Annotated in this window: 26 protein-coding genes; 7 read left to right on the forward strand and 19 right to left on the reverse strand. The window is 66.4% G+C overall.

Annotated elements, in window-relative coordinates; genetic code table 11:
* Positions 1-42 precede the first annotated feature (42 nt).
* The 10 genes from BLT16_RS12900 to radC form a co-directional block, all read right to left on the reverse strand.
* Positions 43-1,245, reverse strand: a complete 1,203-nt coding sequence (locus BLT16_RS12900; protein WP_089658993.1) for a YeeE/YedE family protein — start codon at positions 1,243-1,245, stop codon at positions 43-45.
* A gap of 170 nt (positions 1,246-1,415) precedes the next feature.
* Positions 1,416-2,441, reverse strand: coding sequence for a tryptophan--tRNA ligase (locus BLT16_RS12905; protein ID WP_089658923.1), 1,026 nt, complete (start codon positions 2,439-2,441; stop codon positions 1,416-1,418).
* Between the two features lie 283 nt (positions 2,442-2,724).
* Positions 2,725-3,840, reverse strand: a complete 1,116-nt coding sequence (gene ald / locus BLT16_RS12910; protein ID WP_089658924.1) for an alanine dehydrogenase — start codon at positions 3,838-3,840, stop codon at positions 2,725-2,727.
* 149 nt (positions 3,841-3,989) lie between these two features.
* Entirely contained in the window at positions 3,990-4,436 is a 447-nt protein-coding gene (locus tag BLT16_RS12915; protein ID WP_089658925.1) for an acyl-CoA thioesterase, read from the reverse strand.
* Between the two features lie 14 nt (positions 4,437-4,450).
* A complete protein-coding gene (locus tag BLT16_RS12920; protein ID WP_089658926.1) occupies positions 4,451-4,774 on the reverse strand; it encodes a putative signal transducing protein in 324 nt (107 codons plus the stop codon).
* Positions 4,775-4,779: 5 nt separating this feature from the next.
* Entirely contained in the window at positions 4,780-5,970 is a 1,191-nt protein-coding gene (locus tag BLT16_RS12925) for a class I SAM-dependent rRNA methyltransferase (RefSeq protein ID WP_089658927.1), read from the reverse strand.
* 102 nt (positions 5,971-6,072) lie between these two features.
* Positions 6,073-6,906 (reverse strand): bifunctional DNA-formamidopyrimidine glycosylase/DNA-(apurinic or apyrimidinic site) lyase, encoded by an 834-nt coding sequence (gene mutM, locus BLT16_RS12930; RefSeq protein ID WP_089658928.1) that lies wholly within the window; start codon positions 6,904-6,906, stop codon positions 6,073-6,075.
* A gap of 125 nt (positions 6,907-7,031) precedes the next feature.
* Entirely contained in the window at positions 7,032-7,187 is a 156-nt protein-coding gene (rpmG, locus tag BLT16_RS12935) for a 50S ribosomal protein L33 (RefSeq protein WP_021819788.1), read from the reverse strand.
* Positions 7,188-7,210: 23 nt separating this feature from the next.
* Positions 7,211-7,447, reverse strand: a complete 237-nt coding sequence (gene rpmB / locus BLT16_RS12940) for a 50S ribosomal protein L28 (RefSeq protein WP_076746270.1) — start codon at positions 7,445-7,447, stop codon at positions 7,211-7,213.
* Between the two features lie 458 nt (positions 7,448-7,905).
* On the reverse strand, positions 7,906-8,580 hold the full coding sequence (gene radC, locus BLT16_RS12945) for a RadC family protein (protein WP_089658929.1): 675 nt from the start codon (positions 8,578-8,580) through the stop codon (positions 7,906-7,908).
* A 186-nt stretch (positions 8,581-8,766) separates the two neighbouring features.
* Here radC and coaBC point away from each other — a divergent pair, with 186 nt between their 5' ends.
* From coaBC to slmA, 5 genes are all read left to right on the forward strand, one after another.
* Positions 8,767-10,011: a bifunctional phosphopantothenoylcysteine decarboxylase/phosphopantothenate--cysteine ligase CoaBC gene (gene coaBC / locus BLT16_RS12950; RefSeq protein WP_089658930.1), complete on the forward strand. Its 1,245-nt coding sequence runs from the start codon at positions 8,767-8,769 to the stop codon at positions 10,009-10,011.
* A 17-nt stretch (positions 10,012-10,028) separates the two neighbouring features.
* Positions 10,029-10,499, forward strand: a complete 471-nt coding sequence (gene dut, locus BLT16_RS12955) for a dUTP diphosphatase (protein WP_089658931.1) — start codon at positions 10,029-10,031, stop codon at positions 10,497-10,499.
* Positions 10,500-10,528: 29 nt separating this feature from the next.
* Positions 10,529-11,926, forward strand: coding sequence for a phosphomannomutase/phosphoglucomutase (locus BLT16_RS12960; RefSeq protein ID WP_089658932.1), 1,398 nt, complete (start codon positions 10,529-10,531; stop codon positions 11,924-11,926).
* 23 nt (positions 11,927-11,949) lie between these two features.
* Entirely contained in the window at positions 11,950-12,864 is a 915-nt protein-coding gene (gene argB, locus BLT16_RS12965) for an acetylglutamate kinase (RefSeq protein ID WP_089658933.1), read from the forward strand.
* Between the two features lie 87 nt (positions 12,865-12,951).
* On the forward strand, positions 12,952-13,569 hold the full coding sequence (gene slmA / locus BLT16_RS12970) for a nucleoid occlusion factor SlmA (RefSeq protein ID WP_089658934.1): 618 nt from the start codon (positions 12,952-12,954) through the stop codon (positions 13,567-13,569).
* Positions 13,570-13,638: 69 nt separating this feature from the next.
* On the opposite strand, the gene rpoH is transcribed toward slmA, so the two are convergent.
* The 4 genes from rpoH to ftsY all read right to left on the reverse strand — a co-directional run bounded on the left by rpoH (position 13,639) and on the right by ftsY (position 17,646).
* A complete protein-coding gene (rpoH, locus tag BLT16_RS12975) occupies positions 13,639-14,505 on the reverse strand; it encodes an RNA polymerase sigma factor RpoH (RefSeq protein WP_089658935.1) in 867 nt (288 codons plus the stop codon).
* Positions 14,506-14,671: 166 nt separating this feature from the next.
* Positions 14,672-15,649, reverse strand: a complete 978-nt coding sequence (gene ftsX, locus BLT16_RS12980) for a permease-like cell division protein FtsX (protein WP_089658936.1) — start codon at positions 15,647-15,649, stop codon at positions 14,672-14,674.
* Entirely contained in the window at positions 15,646-16,314 is a 669-nt protein-coding gene (gene ftsE / locus BLT16_RS12985; protein WP_089658937.1) for a cell division ATP-binding protein FtsE, read from the reverse strand. Before ftsE ends, ftsX begins: the two co-directional genes overlap by 4 nt.
* A gap of 3 nt (positions 16,315-16,317) precedes the next feature.
* A complete protein-coding gene (ftsY, locus tag BLT16_RS12990) occupies positions 16,318-17,646 on the reverse strand; it encodes a signal recognition particle-docking protein FtsY (RefSeq protein ID WP_089658938.1) in 1,329 nt (442 codons plus the stop codon).
* 103 nt (positions 17,647-17,749) lie between these two features.
* Here ftsY and rsmD point away from each other — a divergent pair, with 103 nt between their 5' ends.
* On the forward strand, positions 17,750-18,373 hold the full coding sequence (gene rsmD / locus BLT16_RS12995; RefSeq protein WP_089658939.1) for a 16S rRNA (guanine(966)-N(2))-methyltransferase RsmD: 624 nt from the start codon (positions 17,750-17,752) through the stop codon (positions 18,371-18,373).
* Between the two features lie 79 nt (positions 18,374-18,452).
* A complete protein-coding gene (locus tag BLT16_RS13000; protein WP_089658940.1) occupies positions 18,453-18,653 on the forward strand; it encodes a cell division protein ZapB in 201 nt (66 codons plus the stop codon).
* Here the strand turns inward: BLT16_RS13000 and rimI are convergent, their stop codons facing one another.
* From rimI to BLT16_RS13025, 5 genes are all read right to left on the reverse strand, one after another.
* A complete protein-coding gene (rimI, locus tag BLT16_RS13005; RefSeq protein WP_089658941.1) occupies positions 18,654-19,139 on the reverse strand; it encodes a ribosomal protein S18-alanine N-acetyltransferase in 486 nt (161 codons plus the stop codon).
* Complete coding sequence (locus BLT16_RS13010; protein ID WP_143025070.1) at positions 19,132-19,962, reverse strand: hypothetical protein; 831 nt, start codon at positions 19,960-19,962, stop codon at positions 19,132-19,134. The genes rimI and BLT16_RS13010 overlap by 8 nt, the downstream gene beginning before the upstream one ends.
* Complete coding sequence (locus tag BLT16_RS13015) at positions 19,959-20,270, reverse strand: BolA family protein (RefSeq protein WP_089658943.1); 312 nt, start codon at positions 20,268-20,270, stop codon at positions 19,959-19,961. The genes BLT16_RS13010 and BLT16_RS13015 overlap by 4 nt, the downstream gene beginning before the upstream one ends.
* 59 nt (positions 20,271-20,329) lie before the next feature.
* The gene (locus tag BLT16_RS13020) at positions 20,330-21,745 is read right to left on the reverse strand and encodes an MFS transporter (protein WP_089658944.1); all 1,416 of its coding nucleotides are present in this window, start codon (positions 21,743-21,745) and stop codon (positions 20,330-20,332) included.
* 104 nt (positions 21,746-21,849) lie between these two features.
* Positions 21,850-22,236 carry a hypothetical protein gene (locus BLT16_RS13025; RefSeq protein ID WP_089658945.1) on the reverse strand — a complete coding sequence of 129 codons (387 nt, stop codon included), beginning with the start codon at positions 22,234-22,236 and terminating at the stop codon, positions 21,850-21,852.
* Positions 22,237-22,516 lie beyond the last annotated feature (280 nt).

Below are 22,516 nucleotides of genomic sequence, written 5' to 3' on the forward strand. Positions count from 1 at the left end.
CGCCCCGGCGAGCCGGGGCGCGTTGCGTGTGACAGCCTACCTTCAGCAACTCTTGGCCGTGGGGCGCCGCCCCGCCTCTCCTTCGAAGAACAGCGGCCGCAGCTTGACGCCCAGCATATTGCCGGCGAAGGCCGCCACCAGCCATACCCAGCCGTGCAGGCTGCCCGAGGCGATACCGCTGAAATAGGCGCCGATATTGCAGCCGAACGCCAGGCGCGCCCCGTAGCCGAGCATCAGCCCGCCGATCACCGCCGCCGCCACCGACTTGAGCGGGATGCGGAAATTAGGTGCGAAACGACCGGCCAGGGTCGCGGCGACCAACGCGCCAAGCATGATGCCAACGTTCATCACCGTGGTGACATCGCTCCACACGCTGGCCTGGAGCGCCTGGGCATTGGCCGGTGACTGCCAGTAACCCCAGCCGGAGACATCGCCGCCGAGGAACTCGAAGCCCTTGGCGCCCCATAGTGCGAAGGCCGAGGTGATGCCCCAGGGGCGCCCGGCCAGCGCCAGAGTGACGAAATTGAGCAGCGCCAGCGCCACGGCACCGGCAAGCAGCGGCCAGGGGCCGGTCAGCCAGCGCCGCTCGCGCATCTCGACGCGGGGCGCCTCCTCGAGCTGGCCATGGCGGCGCTTCTCCATGACCACGGTAATGGCAGCGATCGCCGCGAACAGCGCCAGGCTGATGGCGATGCCGCCCCCGGCCCCCGCGGTCTGCACCAGCGACACCGGCTGGAAGGCCGGCAGGCTCTGCCACCAGGCAAAGTGGGCGCTACCAATCAACGAGCCGATGATGAAGAACAGCAGGGTGATCAGCATGCGTGCGTTACCGCCGCCGGCGGTGAACAGCGTACCCGAGGCGCAGCCACCGCCGAGCTGCATGCCGAGCCCAAACAGGAAAGCACCCAATACTACCGAGACCCCGATCGGCGCAACGAACCCTGTCACCGGGTTGCCGAACAAGCTGCCGGCACCCAGCGCCGGGAAGAACAGCAGTACCGCAATGGCCAGCATGACCATCTGTGCACGCAGGCCGCGGCCGCGACGCTCGGTAATCAGCACCCGCCAGGCGGCGGTGAAACCGAAGGCCGCGTGGTAAAGCACCATGCCAAACAGGCCGCCCACCACCATCAACAGGCCGGTGCGCGCCTCGAAGACACTTCCTACCGCCAGGGCACCTAGCAGCAGCAGCCCGGCGGCTAGCTGCGTGACCGGCGCCAAGCGCTGGGTAGCCACTGTTTGCATCATGCTTTCCTCCCGTGAAAGGGCTTGCTGAAGGGGTATCCCCTAACCGGCAGTACGTTAGTATTTTACTCAGGATAAAGAAAATGCATAACGACTATCACAAGCATTTCCCAAGAATATAAAACCTCCCCCAGGCGCCCCTGAGGGAAGTCATCGTCCGGCCCAGCGGCTTAGATGAAGCGGCCTAGCCCCACTACCTGGCGCATACGATCCATGAAGGGCGCCGCTTCGGCGCGGGCGCGCTCGGCCCCCTTGTGCAGCACCTGCTCGATATGCCCCGGGTCATCCATCAGCGCCTGGTAGCGCTCACGCGGCTCGCGCAGGTGATCATTGAGATGCTCGAAGACGCGGTTCTTGGCCTCGCCCCAGCCGATGCCGTTGGCGTACTCCTGGCGCATGGCGGCACTCTCTTCGGCGCTGGCGAAGGCTGAGTAGATCTGGAACAGGGTGCAGCTATCCGGGTCCTTGGGCTCGCCGGGCTCCAGCGAGTTGGTCTTGATCTTGCGCACCAGCTTCTGGAGCTTCTTCTCGGAGACGAACAGCGGGATGGTGTTGTTGTAGCTCTTGGACATCTTGCGCCCGTCGAGCCCGCCCAGCACCTCGACCTTGTCATCGACCACCGCCTCGGGGTGCGTGAAGTAGTCGCCCTTGTAGAGGTGGTTGAAGCGCCCGGCGATGTCACGAGCCATCTCGATATGCTGGATCTGGTCGCGGCCCACCGGCACCTTGTGGGCATTGAACATCAGGATATCCGCGGCCATCAGCACCGGGTAGCCGAACAGCCCCATGGTGATGCCCTTGTCGGGGTCCTGGTTGCCGGCCGCCTCGTTGTCGGCCACCGCCGCCTTGTAGGCGTGGGCGCGGTTCATCAGCCCCTTGGCGCAGACGCAGGAGAGCATCCAGGTCAGCTCGGTAATCTCGGGCACGTCCGACTGGCGGTAGAAGATGGCGTTGTCGGTATCCAACCCGAGCGCCAGCCAGGTGGCGGCGATCTCGAGGCGCGATTCCTGAACCCGCTGCGGCTCCTGGCACTTGATCAGCGCGTGGAGGTCAGCGAGGAAGTAGTAGGACTGTACGCTGGGGTCCTGACTGGCGGCGATCGCCGGCTTGATGGCGCCGACGTAGTTGCCGAGGTGAGGCGTGCCGGTGGTGGTAATACCGGTGAGCACGCGGGTCTTATCGGAAACTGCACTCATGGAAAGCGGACTCTCGTGGTCGGAAATGCCGCTATGGTAACGCGCGGCCCGGATCAAGGCGACCGAGGCATGAGTGCCTAGCGTGAATGTAAGGCGGTGGCCACCTACCTCGTGGTTAAGGCACCGGCGACAGGCCTGCGAGGGGGCGCTGTAAACCCGTCCCTGGGCGCTACCGATGCCATCCATGGCATCGCCCCCCCCCTCTCCGGCCTGTCCCCGGGCCTTCAGTAATGTCGGTGGCATCCCCCGGCGCCGCTCACGCTGGTGACACCCCAACTCCGCGTTACTTCACTAGCCCGGCAGGGTCGACATACTCCAGCCCAAAGGCCTCGGCCACCGCGCGATAGGTGACCTGGCCGGCATGCACGTTGAGCCCCGGCAGGAAGTGGTGGTCGTCGGCCAGCGCCTGCTGCCAGCCCTTGTCGGCCAGCGCCAGCACGAACGGCATGGTGGCGTTGGTCAGCGCCTGGGTGGAGGTGCGCGCCACCGCGCCGGGCATGTTGGCCACGCAGTAGTGAACGATGCCGTCGACGATATAGGTCGGGTCGGCGTGGGTGGTGGCGCGGCTGGTTTCGAAACAGCCGCCCTGGTCGATGGCCACGTCGACCAGCACGCTACCGGGCTTCATGTCGGCGAGCATCTGGCGGGTGATCAGCTTGGGCGCGGCGGCCCCGGCGATCAGTACTGCGCCGACGACAAGGTCCGACTCACGGGCCGCCTTGTCCAGGGCATCGGCGGTGGAGTAGACAGTGCGAATACGCCCCTGATAGCGGTCATCGAGCACCTCGAGGCGCGCCAGGGATTTATCGAGAATGGTCACCTCGGCTCCCAGTCCCAGCGCCATGCGCGCGGCATTCTCGCCGACTACGCCGCCGCCGATCACCGTGACCTTGGCCGGCGCCACGCCCGGCACCCCGGGCAGCAGCACCCCAGCGCCGCCCTGGGCCTTCTCCAAGCTGTGGGCGCCAGCCTGAATCGCCATGCGACCAGCCACCGCGCTCATCGGCGCCAGCAGCGGCAGGCCGCCATCGGCACCGGTGATGGTCTCATAGGCAATGCAGGTGGCACCGCTCTGCATCAGGCCACGGGTCAACGACTCCTCGGCGGCGAGGTGCAGGTAGGTGAACAGGGTCTGCTCGGGTGTGAGGTGGGCAACCTCCTCGGGCTGCGGCTCCTTGACCTTGAGGATCAACTCGGCGGATTCCCACACCTTGGCCACGTCCGTCTCGATGCTGGCACCGGCGGCCTGATAGTCGGCATCGCTGAAGCCGGCACCGTCGCCGGCTCCGGCCTGTACCACCACCGTGTGGCCGCGGCCACTCAGCTCGCGGGCACCGGTGGGGGTCAGGGCAACCCGGTATTCGTGGTTCTTGATCTCCTTGGGGACGGCGACCTGCATAATGACCTCCTGTGCGATGAGCGGGATACGATTCGACGCTACCCTGATTACAGCACAGGCGCACGATCACGATAAAATCACGATAAAATTCAGCAAGGAAGCCAAGACCACTTCATTATCACGGGAAAATATTTGGCAAGAAACCCTTCTTACGACACATCTTTCTCTTCAACCAGCACGCTGCCATAGCCGGCAACGTATTCTGCCGGCATACGCCGCGGCCGACCGCTGGAGAGTTCGATGCAGGCGAAGCGGGTGCGCGCCCGCAACAGGGTACGCCCATCAGCCGGGCGACACAGCTGAAAGCGCCGGGTCAGGGTCAGGCGGCCGTCGCAGGCGACGATCCAGGTGGCGAGTTCGAGGCGCTCATCGGCCAGCGCCGGCGCCAGGTAGTCGAGTTCATGACGGTGCACCGCCATGCCGCGATCGAGATCGCGGTAACGCGCCAGGTCCAGGCCTAGCTCGGCAGAGTGCTGCCAGCTGATTGCCTCGATCCAGCGCAGGTACTCGATGTTGTTGACGTGGCCGTAGGCGTCGATGGCCGAGGCCGCGACCTCGATCGGCAAGATATACGGGCTGGGCAGGTCCCACTGCATGCTCGACAGTACTCCTATGGCTTGGCGGTGCCGCACTGCCAGCAGGCATCGAAGACGCCTTCGAGGCGCTCGCCGCAGCCCGGGCAGGTCCAGACCGGTGCCGGCGGCTCGGCACCTTCGAGGCTCTGGTGGATCAGCCACCTGGCACGCTCGACGTTGTGCGGCGCCACCCACACCTCGGGCTCGCACTCACCCAGCGGCAGCTCGCCCGCTCCGCCGCCCAGCGTCATGTTGCGCAGCTCGGCGGGAATGTCCGCGGCACTCAGCACGTTGTGCAGGTGGCTGACCAGCAGCCCATTGGAGTGGGCGAAGACACGAACGTAATCGAATTCCGCCATGCCACTTAGTCGCGGAAGACGCGTACGCCAAGCGCTTTCAGATAGGCCGTCTCGGGAATCGCCGGATGCACCGGATGATCCGGCCCCTGATGGCCCTGGTAGATGACCTGTCCATGGCGGTCCTGGTGACGCACCGCGCCGCGCACGCATTCGATCAGCCGCTCCGGCGCCAGGTGCATGGAGCACGACGCCGACAACAGCAGGCCGTCGCGGCCCAGCAGACGCATCGCCTCGCGGTTGAGCCGCGAGTAAGCGCGCTCACCGTTGGGGATGTCCTTGCGCTTCTTGATGAACGCCGGCGGGTCGAGAATCACTACATCGAACTGCTCACCATCGGCCTTGAGCGCGGCCAGCGCCTCGAAGGCATCGCCCTCGCCGATCGCCACCTGCTCGGCCACGCCGTTGAGCGCGGCATTCTCGGCCACCCGCTCCAGCGCCTCGCCGGAGGCATCGACGCACAGCACTTCACTGGCACCGCTGGCCGCGGCCTGCACGCCCCAGCCACCCACGTAGCTGAATACATCGAGCACGCGCTTGCCGGCCACCAGGCCGTTGAGCCAGGCGCGATTGGCGCGGTGGTCGTAGAACCAGCCGGTCTTCTGGCCATCCAGCACGGGTACCACGAAGCGCACCCCGTTCTCCTCGAGCAGTACCTGCTCGGGCAGCTCTCCCTGGACCACCTCGACATGCCGCTCGAGCTGCTCCTGACGGCGTCCGGAGGAGTCGTTCTTGAACACGATGGCGCGCGGTGATAGTACCTTGTCGAGGGCCGCAATCACTTCCTCGCCGAGTCGCTCCATGCCCAGCGTATTGAGCTGCACCACCAGCACGTCGTCGAAGCGATCGACGATCAGTCCAGGCAGCAGATCGCCCTCGCCGTGTACCAGCCGGTAGAAGGGTTTGGCATACAGGCGCTGCCGTAGCCCCAGCGCCTGCTTGAAGCGGTGCACCAGCAGCGAGCGGTCGAGGCGTACATCGGGGTCGCGGGATACGACTCGCGCACAGATCAGCGAATGCGGGTTAACGTAGGCCACCCCCATCGCCCTGCCGTTGGCAGCCTCAATCACCGCCTGGGCACCGGGCTCGAACTCCTTGAGCGGCGTGGCCTCGATATCGACCTCGTTGGAGTAGAGCCACAGATGCCCCGCCTTGAGGCGGCGGTCGGCATTCTTCTTCAAGCGCAGGCGTTCAGTCACGGATATCTCCAACCATAGGAATCAAGCTGATAGGGCATTCTAGCATTCACGCGAAGCTTTTCGGTTACCCGTGGACTCTATGACGGCAATCGAGTATCGCCATCAGGTCTGACAGTGGCCGCAGAACACACTGGCACGCTGGCCGAGGGTGATCAGACGCAGCTCGGCGCCACAGCGCCGGCACGGCTGGCCGTCGCGGCCGTAGACGTTGAGTCGCTGGGCGAAGTAGCCCGGCTCGCCGGTGCCGCTGACGAAGTCGCGCAGGGTGGTACCGCCCTGGGTGATAGCCGCCGCCAGCACCTCGCGCACGGCCTCGGCGAGACGCTGATAGCGCTCCAGCGAGATCCGTCCGGCGGCCCGCCGCGGATCGATGCCGGCCAGGAACAGCGCTTCGCTGGCGTAGATATTGCCTACCCCGACCACCACGGCGTTGTCCATCAGGAACGGCTTGACCGCGACCCGCCTGCCTCGAGAGAGGGCGTAGAGCCGCTCCCCGTCGAAATCCGGCGATAGCGGCTCGGGGCCCAGGCGCGCCAGCCGCGGGTCGCTGAGCACGCTGCCGGCCAGCCAGTCGACGAAGCCGAAGCGGCGCGGGTCGTGGTAACGCAGGATGGCGCCACCGTCGAGCACCAGGTCCAGGTGATCGTGCTTGCGCGGCAGCTCGCCGAGGCGCGCGATACGCAGGCTCCCGGACATGCCGAGATGCCAGAGCAGCGTGCGCTCGATTGCGGGCTCAGTGCCCGACAGCGGCACCAGCAGGTATTTGGCACGACGCCCCAGATCACCGATACGGGCACCGACCAGGGCGTTTTCCAGGCCGTCAGGCACCGGCGTGCGCAGACGACGCTCGCGCACGATCACCTCGCGAATCTCACGCCCCTCAATGTGGGGGGCAAGGCCTCGGCGGGTGGTCTCTACCTCGGGCAGCTCAGGCATAACGGCATCTCGTATCGGGCATGCAACGATTCAGCGGTGGCCTTGGGGTGTGGCCAGAGACGCGAAAACCCGGCACCGGGCCGGGTTCAGCGTCAGGCTCGCGCCTGCGGAGGAGCGCCGATCAATTACTTGATCTTGGCTTCCTTGTACATCACGTGCTTGCGAACCACCGGGTCGAACTTCTTCATTTCGAGCTTGTCCGGGGTGTTCCGCTTGTTCTTGTCAGTGGTGTAGAAGTGGCCGGTACCGGCGCTGGACACCATTCTGATCTTGTCGCGCATGACTCGTTCTCCCTGGAATTCGCTTAAACGCGGTCGCCGCGCTTACGGATATCGGCGATGACGGCCTCGATACCCTTCTTGTCGATGATACGCATGCCCTTGGAGGAGATGCGCAGCTTGACGAAGCGCTTCTCGGACTCCACCCAGAAACGGTGGGAGTGCAGGTTCGGCAAGAAACGACGACGCGTCTTGCGCTGGGAGTGCGATACGTTATTACCAGTCACCGGGCGCTTGCCGGTAACCTGACATACTTTGGACATGGGAGCCTCCAACCGCTTGGCCAGGTGTTCAAGACCTGAGTGTTCAAAACCTGTCGGGCAAACCGGGCCGGTAGAACGGCTGATAACCGCTGCCTGCCCCCTTATTTAACCCAAGGGAATTCAAAGGGTGCACTTTATACCAGACGCCACGACGAACGGCAAGCAGCGTGCCAAATATTGCGCACTCTTGCAGTGCCGCACTCTCGTAGCGAGGAACGCCGGGGACAGGTCGAAGAGGAGGTTTGCGCCATGGGTTCGGAGCACTGCTCCGAACGAGCTGGCCAAGGATGGCCAGCTCCGGTCCTGCAAGCGAAGCAGGATGCGTGAGCGCAGCAGGGCGCAAGGTAGCGCCCAGGGACGGGTTTACAGCGCCTCCTCGCAGGCCTGTCGCCGGATCAGTTCCGAGCGATGCTGCTGACTGCGGAAAACGCTGCCGTCCCGCACCGCCAACCGCGTCGCTAGAGCCACCCGCGTTCGGCGAAGGATATTACCTCACCGTCACCGACAACGAAATGGTCCAGCACGCGAATTTCGAACAGGTCGAGCGCATTGGTCAGCCGCTCGGTGATGCGCCGGTCGGCATCGGAGGGCTCGGCGACCCCGGAGGGATGATTGTGGGCGAAGATGATCGCCCCGGCGCCCAATTCCAGCGCCCGTCGCGCCACCTCCCGCGGATAGACCGAGGCGCTGTCCAGGGTGCCGCGAAACAGCGACTCGAAGCGGATCACCCGGTGCTGGGTATCCAGGAATAGCGCCGCGAACTCCTCGTGGCCAAGGTGGCGCAGGTGCGCCGAGAGAAACGCCCGTACCAGGCTCGGCGAGGTCAGCGCCCCGCCGCGCTCGAGCTGGCTGGCCAGGTGGCGCCGTGACAGCTCGAGCACCGCCTGCAGCTGCACGTACTTGGCCTCGCCCAGGCCGTGCTCGGCGCAGAAGCGCTCGCACTCCGCCTCCAGCAGTTGGCGCAGGCCGCCGAACGCCCCCAGCAGGTCGCGGGCCAGGTCCACCGCCGAGCGCCCCTTAACCCCCACGCGCAGAAAGATCGCCAGTAGCTCGGCATCCGACAGCGCCTCCGAGCCCAGTGCCAGCAGTTTTTCCCGCGGTCGCTCCCCTTCCGGCCAGTCACGAATCGACATCGGCGCCTCCCTGCTCCGTCATGCGCAATGATCCGCCACCTGCGACAGCCTGTCGGCAACTGGCGACGTATGAATATAAGCGTTTCCCCATTCAGTGTAGCGCGCCATACGCATGCCGCCCGGCTACGCAAGAAGCGGCGCCAATGGTAAGGTAAGCGGCTCTCCCTCAGCTGCTTGGAAGCTGCCATGTCATCGCTACTCGGCCAGCGCATCCTGCTCGGCATCAGTGCCGGCATCGCCGCCTACAAGAGCGCCCATCTCGCCAGACTGTTGAAGAAGGCCGGCGCCGAGGTCCGGGTGGTCATGACCGACGGCGCCCAGGCCTTTATCACCCCGCTGACGCTGCAGGCGCTGACCGGCGAAGCGGTGCGCACCTCGCTGCTCGATCCCGACGCCGAAGCCGGCATGGGTCACATCGAACTGGCGCGCTGGGCCGACACCCTGCTGATCGCCCCGGCCACCGCCGACCTGATGGCGCGCCTCGCTCATGGCCACGCCGACGACCTGCTGACTACCCTGAGCCTGGCAAGCGACGCCAAGCGTGTGATGGCACCCGCCATGAACCAGGCGATGTGGCGCCATCCAGCCACGCAGCGCAACGCCGAACGCCTTGCCGCTGACGGCTGGCAGTTGCTCGGCCCCGACGCCGGCGACCAGGCGTGTGGCGATGTCGGCCCCGGGCGCATGATCGAGCCCGAGGAGATCGTCGCCGCACTCGCTACCGACCCGGGCGTAGCAGGCCCCGCCGCCGGACTGACCCTCACTCTGACCGCCGGGCCGACGCGCGAGCCCCTCGACCCAGTGCGCTACCTGACCAATCACAGTTCCGGCAAGATGGGTTACGCGCTAGCCGCCAGCGCGGCGCGCCTCGGCGCCCGGGTGCGACTGATCAGCGGCCCGGTGAGCCTCACCACGCCGCCGGGGGTAGAGCGTCTCGACGTCGAGACCGCCGAACAGATGCACGCCGCCGCGCTGCGTCTGGCAGTGGACAGCGACGCCTTTATCGGCTGCGCCGCAGTGGCCGACTACCGCGCCGCAGCGCCCGCCGAACACAAGATAAAGAAGCGCGACGCCGCCGAGGGCCTGACCCTCGAACTGGTCAAGAACCCCGACATCATCGCCTCCGTGGCCGCGCTGCCGTCCGCCCAGCGCCCCCTGGTGGTGGGCTTTGCCGCCGAGACCCAGGATCTCGAGCATTACGCTCACGACAAGCTGACCCGCAAGGGCCTCGACATGATCGTGGCCAACGACGTGTCGCTGGCCGGCCAGGGCTTCGGTGCCGACCACAACGCCGCCCTGCTGCTGTGGCGGCAAGCCGATTCGACGACACCCGGGCGTCACCAGACGGCGACGCTTACCAAGGCCGAACTGGCCGACACCATCCTCCACCATCTGCTGGAGCGGCTCTCCGCCCGGCAGGCTAGCGACTAGTACGCTCAGGACACACCATGACCGCACCCGCAGACCGTCCCCGCCTCGCTGTCAAGATCCTCGACCAGCGGGTCCGTGAGTTTCCGTTGCCCCACTACGCCACCCAGGGCTCCGCCGGCATGGACCTGCGCGCCCTGCTCGACGCGCCGCTGACGCTGGCCCCCGGCCAGTGCGAACTGGTGCGCACCGGCCTCGCCGTGCATATTGCCGACCCAGGCCTAGCCGGCATGATCCTGCCGCGCTCCGGCCTGGGGCATAAACATGGCATCGTGCTCGGCAATCTGGTCGGCCTGATCGACTCCGACTACCAGGGCGAGCTGATGATCTCGGTGTGGAACCGCGGCAGCGCGGCCTTCACCCTCGAGCCCTTCGAGCGCCTGGCACAGTACGTGCTTGTGCCTGTGATACAGGCCGAACTCGAGGTCGTCGACGACTTCGACACCAGCCTGCGTGGCGACGGCGGCTTCGGTAGCTCCGGTCGCCACTGACTTCTGGATAACGCAAAAAGGAGTTGCCCATGAGCCCTACACAGAATGCCAGCGTCCCGGCCTCGATCTTCCGCGCCTACGACATCCGCGGTATCGTCGACGAGACCCTGACCGAGGCGAGCGTCGAGCTCATCGGCCGCGCCATCGGCAGCGAAGCCGCCGCCCGCGGCGAATCGACGGTGGTCGTGGCCCGCGACGGGCGACTCTCCGGGCCGCGCCTCAGCGCCGCCCTGACCCGTGGCCTGACCGCCACCGGCCGCGACGTGATCGATATCGGCATGGTGCCGACCCCGGTGCTCTACTACGCCACCCACGTGCTCGATGGGACCCAGTCCGGGGTGATGGTCACCGGCAGTCATAACCCGCCCGACTACAACGGTTTCAAGATCGTGCTAGGCGGCGAGACGCTGTCCGGGGACGCCATCACCGCCCTCTACCAGCGCCTCGTTGACGGCGAGCTGAGCGACGGCCAGGGCAGCGTGCGCGAAGAGGACGTGCGCGACGCCTACCTCGAGCGCATTCTCGGTGATGTCAGCCTCTCCCGTCCGCTCAAGGCAGTGGTCGACTGCGGCAACGGCGTGGCCGGTGAGCTGGGCCCCAAGTTGATCGAAAAGCTCGGCGCCGAGATGATCCCGCTGTTCGCCGAGATCGACGGCACCTTCCCCAACCACCACCCAGACCCCGGCAAGCCCGAGAACCTGGTCGATCTGATCCGCACCGTCAAGGAGACCGGCGCCGACATCGGCCTGGCCTTCGACGGTGACGGCGACCGCCTGGGCGTGATCACCCCCGCCGGTGAGCTGATCTACCCCGACCGCCTGATGATGGCCTTCGCCGAGGACATGCTGTCCCGTAACCCGGGCGCCCGCGTGATCTTCGACGTCAAGTGCACCGGCAATCTGGCCCAGGTGATCGAGACCGCCGGCGGCACCCCGGAGATGTGGCGCACCGGGCACTCGCTGATCAAGGCGCGCATGAAGGAGACCGGCGCCCTGCTGGCCGGCGAGATGAGCGGCCATATCTTCTTCAAGGAGCGCTGGTACGGCTTCGACGACGGGCTCTACGGCGCCGCACGGCTGCTGGAGATCCTCGCCAAGCAGGGCAATGATGCCGACGCCTACTTCGACCGCTTCCCCCAGGACCTCGGCACTCCGGAGCTCAATATCACGGTGACCGACGAGACCAAGTTCGACATCGTCGAGCGCCTGGCGCGCGAGGGCGACTTCGGCGACGACGGCATCAAGACCACCCTCGACGGCATCCGCGTCGACTACCCCGACGGCTGGGGGCTGTGCCGCGCCTCCAACACCACCCCGGTGCTGGTGCTGCGCTTCGAGGGCAAGAGCGAGGCTGCCCTCGCGCGCATCCAGGCCCAGTTCGGCGCGGCGCTGACTCAGGTCGCCCCGGACGTCGAGCTGCCCTACTGACCCGTTAGACACAAGGACCTTCGATGACCGATCAACAGACCCGCGCCCCGCAGCTGACCGTCGAGGTGCTCTCCGAGGCGCTGCCCTATATCCAGCGCTTCTCGGGCAAGACCGTGGTGGTCAAGTACGGCGGCAACGCCATGACCGAAGATACCCTGATCGACTCCTTCGCCCGCGACATGGTGCTGCTCAAGGAAGTCGGCATCAATCCGGTGGTGGTGCACGGCGGTGGGCCGCAGATCGGCGACCTGCTGGCCAAGCTCAAGATTGAGTCGCGCTTCGTCAACGGCATGCGGGTCACCGACGCCGAAACCATGGACGTGGTGGAAATGGTGCTCGGCGGGCTGGTCAACAAGGGCATCGTCAACCTTATCAACCAGGCCGGCGGCAAGGCCATCGGCCTGACCGGCAAGGACGGCTCGCAGATTCGTGCGCGCCAGCTCAAGGTGGAGCATCAGACACCCGAGATGACCGCCCCGGAGATCATCGACATCGGCCACGTCGGCGAGGTCGAGCATGTCTCCACCGACCTGATCGAGATGCTCGCCGAGCGCGATTTCATTCCAGTGATCGCACCGATCGGCGTCGACCACGCAGGCCACAGCTACAACATCAACGCCGACCTGGTGGCCGGCAAGGTCGCCGAGGCGCTGTGCGCCGAGAAGCTGATGCTGCTGACCAACGTCGCCGGCCTGATGAACGCCGAGGGCGAGGTGGTCACCGGCCTGTCGACCCAGCAGGTCGATGCGCTGATTGCCAATGGCACCATCCACGGCGGCATGCTGCCGAAGATCCGCTGCGCCCTCGAGGCGGTCAAGGGCGGCGTCGCCAGCGCGCATATCATCGACGGCCGCGTGCCCCATGCTACGCTGCTGGAGATCTTCACCAACGCCGGGGTCGGCACCCAGATTCTCGAGACCGGGGCAGCCGGCGAGTAAGCCTCCGCGATCCAACGCGCGGCGGGTTTGCCCCGCCGCGAGGGCGACAGTAGGATGTGCGGACAACGGGATCATTAGAAGAACATCATGACGCAGGAAAATTCGAAAACGAACCGCAGGGAGCAGGTGCTCCAGGCGCTAGCGCTGATGCTCGAAGAAGACAGCGGCAAGCGCATCACCATCGCCGCGCTGGCGCGCCAGGTAGGCGTCTCCGAGGCAGCGCTCTACCGCCACTTCCCGAGCAAGGCGCGGATGTTCGAGGGGCTGATCGAGTTCATCGAGGAGACCCTGTTCGAGCGGATCCGGCGCATCCTCGACGAGACCCCGGACGCGCTTCCGCGCTGCCAGCAGATCCTGACCCTGCTGCTGGGTTTCGCCGAGAAGAACCCCGGTCTTACCCGGCTACTCGGCGGCGATGCACTGACCGGCGAGACCGCGCGCCTGCGGCTGCGTATCCACCAGCTCTTCGAGCGACTCGAGACCCAGCTCAAGCAGGTGCTACGCGAAGCCGAGCTGCGCGAGCAGCGCCGCCCCAGCCTGCCCGCCTCGGCGGCCGCCAACCTGCTGATGGCCCACGCTGAAGGGCGCATCTCGCAGTACGTGCGCAGCGACTTTCGCCGCCGCCCCACCGAGTACTGGGAGGACCAGTGGCAGCTGCTCTCGGCGCAGCTATTGATGGACGTGCCCAGCCTGGCGCGGGCCTAAGCGCCCTCAACGAAAACGCCCGAGCCATAGGGCCCGGGCGTTTAGCGGCGCATCGGAGAGTTCCGGCCATCAGGCCACCAGCGCATCGCCGATCTGCCGCTTGATCTTGTTCATGGCGTTCTTCTCGAGCTGCCGGATGCGTTCGGCGGAGACGCCGTAGACGTCGGCCAGCTCGTGCAGCGTCGCTTTGGGCTCGTTGAGCCAGCGGCGCTGGAGAATGTCGCGTGAGCGTTCGTCGAGCTCTTCCAGGGCCAGCTGTAGGCGACGCGTCGAGTCCTCTTCCCAGTCACTGTCTTCGAGCTGGGTCGCCGGATCGAAGCGGGCGTCGTCGAGGAAGTGCACCGGCGCCTGATAGCTCTGCTCGTCGTCATCGCTGGGCGAGGCATCGAAGCCGGCATCGTAGGCGGTCAGTCGCCCTTCCATCTCGCGCACCACTTCGGGCTTAACGTCGAGATCCTTGGCGATGGCGTCGACTTCGTCATTGTTGAGCCAGGCCAGGCGCTTCTTGGCACTGCGCAGATTGAAGAACAGTTTGCGCTGCGCCTTGGTGGTAGCGATCTTGACGATACGCCAGTTGCGCAGCACGAACTCGTGGATCTCGGCCTTGATCCAGTGCACGGCGAAGGAGACCAGGCGCACGCCCTGATTCGGGTCGAAGCGTTTGACCGCCTTCATCAGGCCGACGTTGCCTTCCTGGATCAGGTCGGCCTGGGGCAGGCCATAGCCGGAGTAACTGCGGGCAATGTGCACCACGAAACGCAGGTGCGACATGACCAGGCGGCGCGCAGCCTCCAGGTCGCTGTGTTCATGCAAGCGGAACGCCAGTTCGCGCTCCTCCTCTGCAGACAGCACGGCAATGCCGTTTACCGCCTGAATATATCCATTCAGGTCGTGGCCCGGGGAGAGATGACCAACAGGCTGAAGACTGGTACTCATATGACGAGGGTCTCCAAGATTGCCTACTTCGATGAATGCCGGTACGTGACGATGGATAACCGTACGACCACACTTAGCTGCCTAACTATCGACGCTTATGACCGTGCCTGGCCTGAAAAGTTCCCATTGGCCGTGCCAATCGGATAGCGCAGCGGTGTTGCGCCGACTACTCGGGACGCATCTCGGCGAGGTGTCGACTCACCGCGATCCATGCCCCCAGCAGACCCAATAGTGTACTCGAAAATAGCAGAGTTGCCGAGCCCGCGGCATCCAGTCGCGGCAGGCTGAAGTGCGCACCGTAGCTCTCGGCCAGCGCCGTCACCGGTGCCGCCAACCACTGCCCGCCCAGGCTCAGCAGCGCCCAGGCCAGCAGCCCGCCGCCGAGGCCGTACCAAGCACCGCTGTAGAGAAATGGCCGGCGCACAAAGGCGTGGGTAGCACCGATCAGCGTCACTACCTGGATCTCCTGGCGGCGACTCTCCACCGCCAGACGAATGGTATTGCCGACGATCAGCAGCACGCCAAGCCCGAACAGTATCGCCAGCGCCAGCGCCACCCGACGTCCCAGTTCGGCAAGCTGGGCCAGGCGCTCGATCCAGGCAAGGTCAAGACGCACCTCGTCGACACCGCTGACGCCCTCGAGATCCCCGGCCAGCGCGCGCACCGCCTCCGGCCGGGTCTCTCGCGGCGAGACCACCACGCTGGCCGGCAGCGGGTTGTCCTCGAGGCGCCCCAGGGCATCGGCCAGCCCCAGCGACTCCTGAAACTCGGCCATGCCCTCGGCGGCAGTGATCAGCCGCGTGGCATTCACCTCGGGGTGGGCGCCTAGCGCTTCGTTGATGCGCATGGCCTGGGCTTCGTCGACACCGGCCTCGAGATAGGCGGTCAGGGTCGCACTTTCATCGAGCTCGGCGTCGAGCAGCCGGGCGCTATCCAGCACCAGCCACAGCGCCGCCGGCAGCACCAGGGCAATGGCGATGGCGAGCATGGTCAGCAGACTACCCAGCGGGTGACGCAGCAGTCGCCGCGCGCTGTCGAAGCACATCGCACGATGGTGGCGCAGCCAGCTGCGCAGCCGGCTGCTGGTGCGCGTCTGATGGCTGCGGGCTCCGCGCCGCGGCGCTGGCTGGGCACTGCCGCTCATGCCGCCTCCTGGTCAGCCACCAGGCGGCCTTCACGCAGCTGCAGCACGCGGTGGCGCAGGCGCGCAATCAGCGCCAGGTCGTGGCTGGCGATCATTACCGTGGTACCGATCCGATTGAAGTCTTCAAACAGGGTCATGATGTCGGCGGAGAGCTGCGGGTCGAGGTTGCCGGTCGGCTCGTCGGCGAGCAGCAGCGACGGCTTGTTGACCACCGCCCGGGCAATGCCGACGCGCTGCTGCTCACCGCCGGATAGCTCGATGGGCAGCGCCTTCTCACGGTGCAGCAGGCCGACCTTATCGAGCGCCGCACGCACCCGCCGCGCCGCCTCGCGGGGCTCGACGCCCTGGATCTCCAGCGGCAGCGCTACATTGTGGTAGATCGAGCGGTCGAACAGCAGCTGGTGATCCTGGAAGACCACGCCGATCTGGCGGCGATAGAACGGCACCTGGGAGTGGTGCAGACGGTTGATGTCGTGGCCGGCGACCAGCACCCGGCCACGCGACGGCCGCTCGAGGCGCATGATCAGGCGCAGCAATGAGCTTTTGCCGGCGCCGGAGTGGCCGGTCAGGAACAGCATCTCGCCGCGCTCGACCTGGAAGTCGATATTGGCCAGCGCCTCGAAGCGCCCGCCGTAGCGCTTGCCGACGTGCTCGAAGGCGATCACGGCTCAACGGCGCTCGGCGTCATGCTCGTCGCGTGCAAACAGCGCGTCGACGAAGTCACGCGCCTCGAACGGGCGCAGGTCGTCGAGGGTCTCGCCGACGCCGATATAGCGGATCGGCGTACCGAGCTGCTTGGCCAAGGCAAAGATGATACCGCCCTTGGCGGTACCGTCGAGCTTGGTGAGGGTAATGCCGGTCACCGGCACCGCCTCGTTGAAGGTGCTGGCCTGGGAGATAGCGTTCTGGCCGGTGCCGGCATCAAGCACCAGCATCACTTCGTGGGGCGCGGTAGCATCGAGCTTGCCCATCACCCGCTGGACCTTCTTGAGCTCCTCCATCAGATGGCCCTTGTTATGCAGGCGGCCGGCCGTATCGGCAATCAGCACATCGATCTTGCGCGCCTTGGCGGCGGCTACCGCGTCGTAAATCACCGAGGCACTGTCGGCACCGGTGTGCTGGGCGATCACCGGCACGCTGTTACGCTCGCCCCACACCTTGAGCTGCTCCACTGCGGCGGCGCGGAAGGTATCACCGGCGGCCAGCATCACGCTGCGCCCTTCGGCCTGGAAGCGTTTGGTCAGTTTGCCGATGGTGGTGGTCTTGCCGACCCCGTTGACGCCCACCATCAGGATCACGAAGGGCCCTTCCCCCTTGGGCGGCAGCACCAGCGGCGTGGCCACCGGGTCGAGCATCGCGCTGAGTTCATCCTGCAGGGCGCGATACAGGGCCTCGGAGTCGGCAAGCTCCTTGCGCGAGACCCGTGCCGATAGGTTATCGATGATCTCGCTGGTGGCTTCGATGCCGACGTCGGCCATCAGCAGCTGGGTCTCCAGCTCCTCCATCAGGTCGTCGTCGATCTGCTTCTTGCCCAGAAACAGGTCGGCGATGCCGTCGGTGAGGTTGGCGCGGGTCTTGCCCAAGCCCTGCTTGATGCGCGCAAACCAGCCGCGCTTCTCGGGTGTACCGCTACTCTCGGCCGGCACCACTGTCTCGGGCTCGGGCTCGGGCTCGGGCTCGGGCTCGGGCTCGGGCTCGGGCTCGGGCTCGGGCTCGGCAGCAGTATCGGCCGCGGCCGGTTCAGCCAGGTCGTCGACCTCATCCGCCAGCGGCGTCTCGTCCAGCGCACTCACCTCGCCGTCGTCGGCCTGAACATCGCCCAGTGCCTCGCGTGCCGCGGCCTGCTCGCGGGCCTCGGGCGTCACGTCGACGGCGGCCTGATCGGTCGCTGGCTGGTCGAGGGTATCGTCGTGCTGCGATTCGTCGAGCGCCTGCTGATCCTTGGGTGACTGCTGGGACTCGTCCTGCTGCTTCTTGCGCTTGAAAAATCCGAACATGGGCGTGATCTGACCTCGGCACCTGGAGAATCGCGGAACAATCGGCTCATCCTACCACCGCCGGCGGTGACTGTGGATAAGCCCGGCGGTACAATTCGGCACCATGACTCGACGCCGCCCTCCCTCACGCCGCCGCCCCTCCGGCAAGGCCACCGGTCGCCTGCGCATCATCGGCGGCGACTTTCGTCGCCGGCTGCTGCCGGTACTCGACCGCCCGGGCCTGCGCCCCACCCCGGACAGGGTGCGCGAGACGCTGTTCAACTGGCTGTCCAGTGCACCGCTTGGCGCTCAGGTGCTCGACCTTTACGCCGGCACCGGCGCGCTGGGCCTGGAGGCGCTGTCGCGGGGCGCTCGCCAGGCTCACTTCATCGAACGCGATGGCGGCGTTGCCAGCGCCCTGCGCGACAACCTGGCGACCCTCGGCGCCAACGGCGGCGTTACCACCGGCGATGTCCTGACGCTGCTCGGCACCTCTGCCGACGCGGCGGCACCCTACGATCTGGTGTTTCTCGACCCGCCGTTTCGACAGGGGCTCGCCGAGCCGAGCTGTGCTGCGCTGGAGGCCGGCGGCTGGCTCGGCGAGCGAGCCTGGATCTATCTGGAAACCGAGGCTGAATTGACGCCCCAGGTTCCCGCCACCTGGGGACTGCACCGCGAGGTCCACGCCGGCGACAGCCACGGGCGGCTCTATCGCCGCCTGGCGTCGCCGCCCGGCGACGCTTGCTGAGTCGCGCCGCGCGTCGTACGCTGCGAACCCGGCATCCCGTCACGGGCCCCAGACGCCGCAATCGAATCAGGAGAACAGGATGAGCATCGAACTCTTCAATCAGCTCGAGCAGAAAGTCGGCAACGCCGTCGAGGCCATCGAAATGCTCAAGATGGAGGCCGAGGAGCTGCGCGAGGAAAATGCCCGCCTGAAGCAGGAGCATGACGAGTGGCAGCAGCGGCTCAGCGGCTTGCTAGAGAAGTTCAACGAACTCGACGGCAGCGGTAACGACGGCGCCTGACTAGCCGCGGGAGCCGACGAGCGGGAAGGACATCAGCAGCGCATCTTCCCGCGCGCCACAGCCATTGAGGGGCGGATAGTAGCCGCGGCGTACGCCGTCGTCGCGAAATCCGCTACGCCGGTAGAGGGCTAGCGCCGCCTGATTGGAGGCACGCACCTCGAGCAGCAGCCGTTCGCTGCCCCAGCCCACGGCTTGATCGATGAGCGCCGTTACCAGCCGCCCGGCCAGCCCCTGGCGACGCACCTGCGGGGCAACGGTGATGGCCTGCAGCTCGGCATCGAAGGGCTGGCGACTCAGCACCGCAAAGCCGCACAGCCCTTCACTCGCCTGCTCGCCCACTCCGACACCCCAGACACTCCCCTGCGGGTCGGTTAGCGCGCCCATCAATTGCACACGCGACCATGGGTGCGGCTGGCCGTGGTGCTCGATCCGCTCCACCGCCTCCAACCAGTCGCCATCCAGCGTCCGCAGCCAGGGGTCACTCATCGGCGGCCTCATTCGCGGCGGGACCGTCAGCGGCACCCAGCCAGGCCTCGCGCCATTCTCCGAGCAGTGGTAGCAAGGCACGCTTGGCGGCGGCGTCACGGCTCAGCTCAGTCAGCGATGCCCCTTGCCAGGCAGGAAGCTGCAGCAGGTCGCAGTGCCCCGCTTCGATCGACAATACCTCAGCCAATACCGGCGACTCACCGAACAGCAGCACTCGCTCGGGTCGCCAGCCGCCGCGCCGCCGACCGTCGAGAAACGCACGTAGTCCATCACGGGCCTCGTCGAGCGGCGCTTCCACCGGCAACTCCTCCATCATCGGCCAGTGAAAGGCCTGGAACACCGGCGGCTGGGCCAGGTGAATGCCGGCGGCCTGCAGCAGATTGCCCAGCAGGCGCTGGGCCACGGCATCCGGCGAACCGCCCTGGGGCAGCAGCACCAGCCAGCGGCCTTCGAGGGCGGCGATCTGCAGACTGAAACGCAGTGCCTGCTGAGGGTCCCCGGTTCCCGCGGCAGCTGGCGGCTTATCGCTCTCTGTCTCACTGGTATCGACCGGCTCATCGGCGACACCCAACAGAGCCCGCGCCTTGCCCCGCCGCGGGGGCTTGGCAGGAGCCGGCGTTTCCGGCGCCGACGCCGGGGAGCGAGCCGGCACCTCATCGAGCAGCGCATGCAGCCGCTGCGAGGGGGCCGGGGTCTCCGGCGTCTCGGGCGTCGGCCAGTCACAGGCCGGCGTCTCCTTGGCGTTGGGCAGCCGGTAGCGTGCCACCCAGGCGGTGACGCCCATGGCACTCAAGTACTGCAGACGCTGGGGCTCGCTAGTCACGCCTCGCTGCCACCTCGGCAGTCGGGCGAGTCCGGCCGCTGGCCGCCGCGCGCCTGCCATTCGTCCGGAGTATAGGGGTGCAGCGCCAGGGCATGCACCGGTCCGGCCAGCTCATCGGCAAGCAGCGCGTACAGCTGCTGATGCCGCTTGACCGGCATCATGCCCTCGAAGCGCGCCGAGACCAGCGTGACCTTGAAGTGGGTTTCCGAATCGGCCGGCACATTGTGCCGGTGGCTCTCGTTCTCCACCGTCAGCCAGGTAGGCGATAGCGTCTTGAGCTTTTCCTCGATCTGCGCCTGAATGCTCATGGCGGTTGCCTCGTGGTAATCGCGTCGTGAAGTAAGCGGAATAGGGCCATTGTACTCCTTCAATCCGGCCCCGGCGACGCACGTTCAGCGAGTGTTGGCTTCGCAGCAGGCGCCAGTGGAATGCGCCGTAAACTGACGGCCACGGCCAGCGCACAGGCGCCGCAGCCCAACCACAACGATGCCTGCACCGAGCCCGCACCGAGTGCCAGGAACACCCCGACCAGCGCCACGCCCAGAGACTGACCGATGGTGCGGGTGGTGCTCATCATCCCCGAGGCGTTATTGCTGCGCGCCTTGGGCACACTACTCATCATCTCGCGGTTGTTTGGCGCCTGGAAGAAACCGAAGCCGAGCCCGCACAGCGCCGTACGCCACAGAATATTCACGATACCGGCGCCATCGGGAACCAGCGCCAGCGCCACCAGGCCTGACAGCAGCAGCACCAGCCCCAGCGTCGAAAGCAGGGCCGGATTGAAGCGATCGGCCAGGCGCCCGGCCAGTGGCGCAGCAAACATGATGGTCAGCGGCCAGGGAGTGAACAGCCAGGCGGTTTGCAGCGGCGAGAACCCCATCTCCTGCTGATAGAGAAACGATAGCGCCACGAATGCCAGCCCCTGGCCGACGAAGGCCAGCCCCGAGACCACGATCGCCAGCGAGAATCGCGGCTCATCGAACAGCGACAGCGGCAGCAGCGGGTGGCTGGCACGACGCTGGCGGCGCAGGAACAGCCAGCCGGCCACCAGGCTCGCCAGCATCAAGCCCAGCACTTCCCACCACGGCGCCTGGTGACCGGCACCGTCCATGGCCAGGAAGAAGCAGGCCAGCATCGCCGCCGAGAGCAGTGCGCCGGTGATATCAAAACCGCCACGGCGGCGCGGCTCGGCGGGCAGCGCTCTCACGGCCAACGCCAGCGCCAGCAGCCCCACCGGCACATTCAGAGCGAACAGCCACGGCCAGTCGGCAAACGACAGGATTACCCCGCCTAGCGTTGGCCCCGAGGCGTAGCCAGCGGCGACCACCAGGGCACTCAGCCCCATTGCCGCGCCCAGCAGCCGGGTGGGGAAGATAAGCCGGTAGATCGAGGGGCCGATGGAGAGCGTGGCCGCCGCTCCGAGCCCCTGCAGGGCACGACACATCAGCAGCATCTCCAGGCCGTTGGCCAGGGCGGCCCCCAGCGAGGCCAGGGTGAACACCACCAGCCCGGCGATATACAGCCGGCGTCGGCTGACCAGCTCGCTGAGCGAGGCGAACAGCAACAGCGTCGCCGCACACACGATCTGGAACAGGCTGACCACCCATACCGCCCGCGCCGCGGAGATCTCGAGATCACGGGCGATCGACGGCAGGGCGATATTGATCATGGTGGTGTCGATGACCGCCATCAGGGTGCCCACCACGACCACCAGCACCGCAATACGGCGCTCGCGGCCGGGCAGGCCATCATCATCGGGGCGGGTCTCGAACAATCGGCTCATCGGCTATCCTGAGGTTCCACTGACACGAAAAGACCGGCCTCGGCCGGTCTCGACTCCCCGTAGGGAGATGCTGCTGGGTGGGCGGCCAGGGTGCCCGCTGCCGCCTAGTCCTGGTCGGTCTCGAGCAGCAGGGCGTCGTCGACCTCGGCGATCTCCAGCGGCGCCTCGTCGTCGAGGTCGACCGCCAGATAGCTGTGTTCGACTTGCACGAAACGCTGGAACAGCGCCCAGTCGATACGCTCGGGCCACTGCCGCTCGTCCTCTTCCCACGCGCGCAGCTCGGTCTCGAGGATCTCCATATAGCGCTCGTGGACGAACGCCTCGAGGGCTTCCGGTGTATCCATCTCCGGAATCAGGTAGACGGTGTTCTCGCGGTCGATATCGTCAATCGTCAGATCATCGTCACCGACCGTGGGCTCCAGGGAGTTGATCCAATCCAGAAAGGCTTGGGTCGGCTTGACGCTCAGGGCGGAGCGATTGAGCAGTTTCATCACGATCTCCTCGACGGCGAAACGCCGACCATTATGGGCGCTCGGGGCGCACCTTACCAACACTTCCGGCCCATTCACTCTCGGAGATGTACGCCAGACGGACAAGTCAACGCTCACACGCTGTTGACCCTTCCCTGGGCGCTCCATTCTTCATCCCTGAAGAATGAGGTTCGCTTTTGCCTTGCCCGTCTGGCTCCGATGCGCCGCGGCTCCCCTTACAGCTGCTCAGGTGCCCCCTCATGGCTTGTTGCAAGGTGCTTTGCTTACCGGGCGCCAGCCT

The organism is Franzmannia pantelleriensis, assembly GCF_900102875.1.
Lineage (GTDB): Bacteria > Pseudomonadota > Gammaproteobacteria > Pseudomonadales > Halomonadaceae > Franzmannia > Franzmannia pantelleriensis.

What these genes read in the sequence shown, in the direction of transcription:
- BLT16_RS12915 (WP_089658925.1), bottom strand. Translation starts at nt 4,436, where the DNA reads ATGCAGTGGGACCTGCCCAGCCCGTATATCTTGCCGATCGAGGTCGCG.
- BLT16_RS12960 (WP_089658932.1), top strand. Translation starts at nt 10,529, where the DNA reads ATGAGCCCTACACAGAATGCCAGCGTCCCGGCCTCGATCTTCCGCGCC.
- BLT16_RS12900 (WP_089658993.1), bottom strand. Translation starts at nt 1,245, where the DNA reads ATGCAAACAGTGGCTACCCAGCGCTTGGCGCCGGTCACGCAGCTAGCC.
- dut (WP_089658931.1), top strand. Translation starts at nt 10,029, where the DNA reads ATGACCGCACCCGCAGACCGTCCCCGCCTCGCTGTCAAGATCCTCGAC.
- slmA (WP_089658934.1), top strand. Translation starts at nt 12,952, where the DNA reads ATGACGCAGGAAAATTCGAAAACGAACCGCAGGGAGCAGGTGCTCCAG.
- coaBC (WP_089658930.1), top strand. Translation starts at nt 8,767, where the DNA reads ATGTCATCGCTACTCGGCCAGCGCATCCTGCTCGGCATCAGTGCCGGC.
- radC (WP_089658929.1), bottom strand. Translation starts at nt 8,580, where the DNA reads ATGTCGATTCGTGACTGGCCGGAAGGGGAGCGACCGCGGGAAAAACTG.
- mutM (WP_089658928.1), bottom strand. Translation starts at nt 6,906, where the DNA reads ATGCCTGAGCTGCCCGAGGTAGAGACCACCCGCCGAGGCCTTGCCCCC.
- BLT16_RS13025 (WP_089658945.1), bottom strand. Translation starts at nt 22,236, where the DNA reads ATGAAACTGCTCAATCGCTCCGCCCTGAGCGTCAAGCCGACCCAAGCC.
- argB (WP_089658933.1), top strand. Translation starts at nt 11,950, where the DNA reads ATGACCGATCAACAGACCCGCGCCCCGCAGCTGACCGTCGAGGTGCTC.
- rpmB (WP_076746270.1), bottom strand. Translation starts at nt 7,447, where the DNA reads ATGTCCAAAGTATGTCAGGTTACCGGCAAGCGCCCGGTGACTGGTAAT.
- BLT16_RS13000 (WP_089658940.1), top strand. Translation starts at nt 18,453, where the DNA reads ATGAGCATCGAACTCTTCAATCAGCTCGAGCAGAAAGTCGGCAACGCC.
- ftsX (WP_089658936.1), bottom strand. Translation starts at nt 15,649, where the DNA reads ATGAGCGGCAGTGCCCAGCCAGCGCCGCGGCGCGGAGCCCGCAGCCAT.
- ald (WP_089658924.1), bottom strand. Translation starts at nt 3,840, where the DNA reads ATGCAGGTCGCCGTCCCCAAGGAGATCAAGAACCACGAATACCGGGTT.
- BLT16_RS13015 (WP_089658943.1), bottom strand. Translation starts at nt 20,270, where the DNA reads ATGAGCATTCAGGCGCAGATCGAGGAAAAGCTCAAGACGCTATCGCCT.
- BLT16_RS13020 (WP_089658944.1), bottom strand. Translation starts at nt 21,745, where the DNA reads ATGAGCCGATTGTTCGAGACCCGCCCCGATGATGATGGCCTGCCCGGC.
- rpmG (WP_021819788.1), bottom strand. Translation starts at nt 7,187, where the DNA reads ATGCGCGACAAGATCAGAATGGTGTCCAGCGCCGGTACCGGCCACTTC.
- BLT16_RS12905 (WP_089658923.1), bottom strand. Translation starts at nt 2,441, where the DNA reads ATGAGTGCAGTTTCCGATAAGACCCGCGTGCTCACCGGTATTACCACC.
- rimI (WP_089658941.1), bottom strand. Translation starts at nt 19,139, where the DNA reads ATGAGTGACCCCTGGCTGCGGACGCTGGATGGCGACTGGTTGGAGGCG.
- BLT16_RS12920 (WP_089658926.1), bottom strand. Translation starts at nt 4,774, where the DNA reads ATGGCGGAATTCGATTACGTTCGTGTCTTCGCCCACTCCAATGGGCTG.
- ftsY (WP_089658938.1), bottom strand. Translation starts at nt 17,646, where the DNA reads ATGTTCGGATTTTTCAAGCGCAAGAAGCAGCAGGACGAGTCCCAGCAG.
- rpoH (WP_089658935.1), bottom strand. Translation starts at nt 14,505, where the DNA reads ATGAGTACCAGTCTTCAGCCTGTTGGTCATCTCTCCCCGGGCCACGAC.
- rsmD (WP_089658939.1), top strand. Translation starts at nt 17,750, where the DNA reads ATGACTCGACGCCGCCCTCCCTCACGCCGCCGCCCCTCCGGCAAGGCC.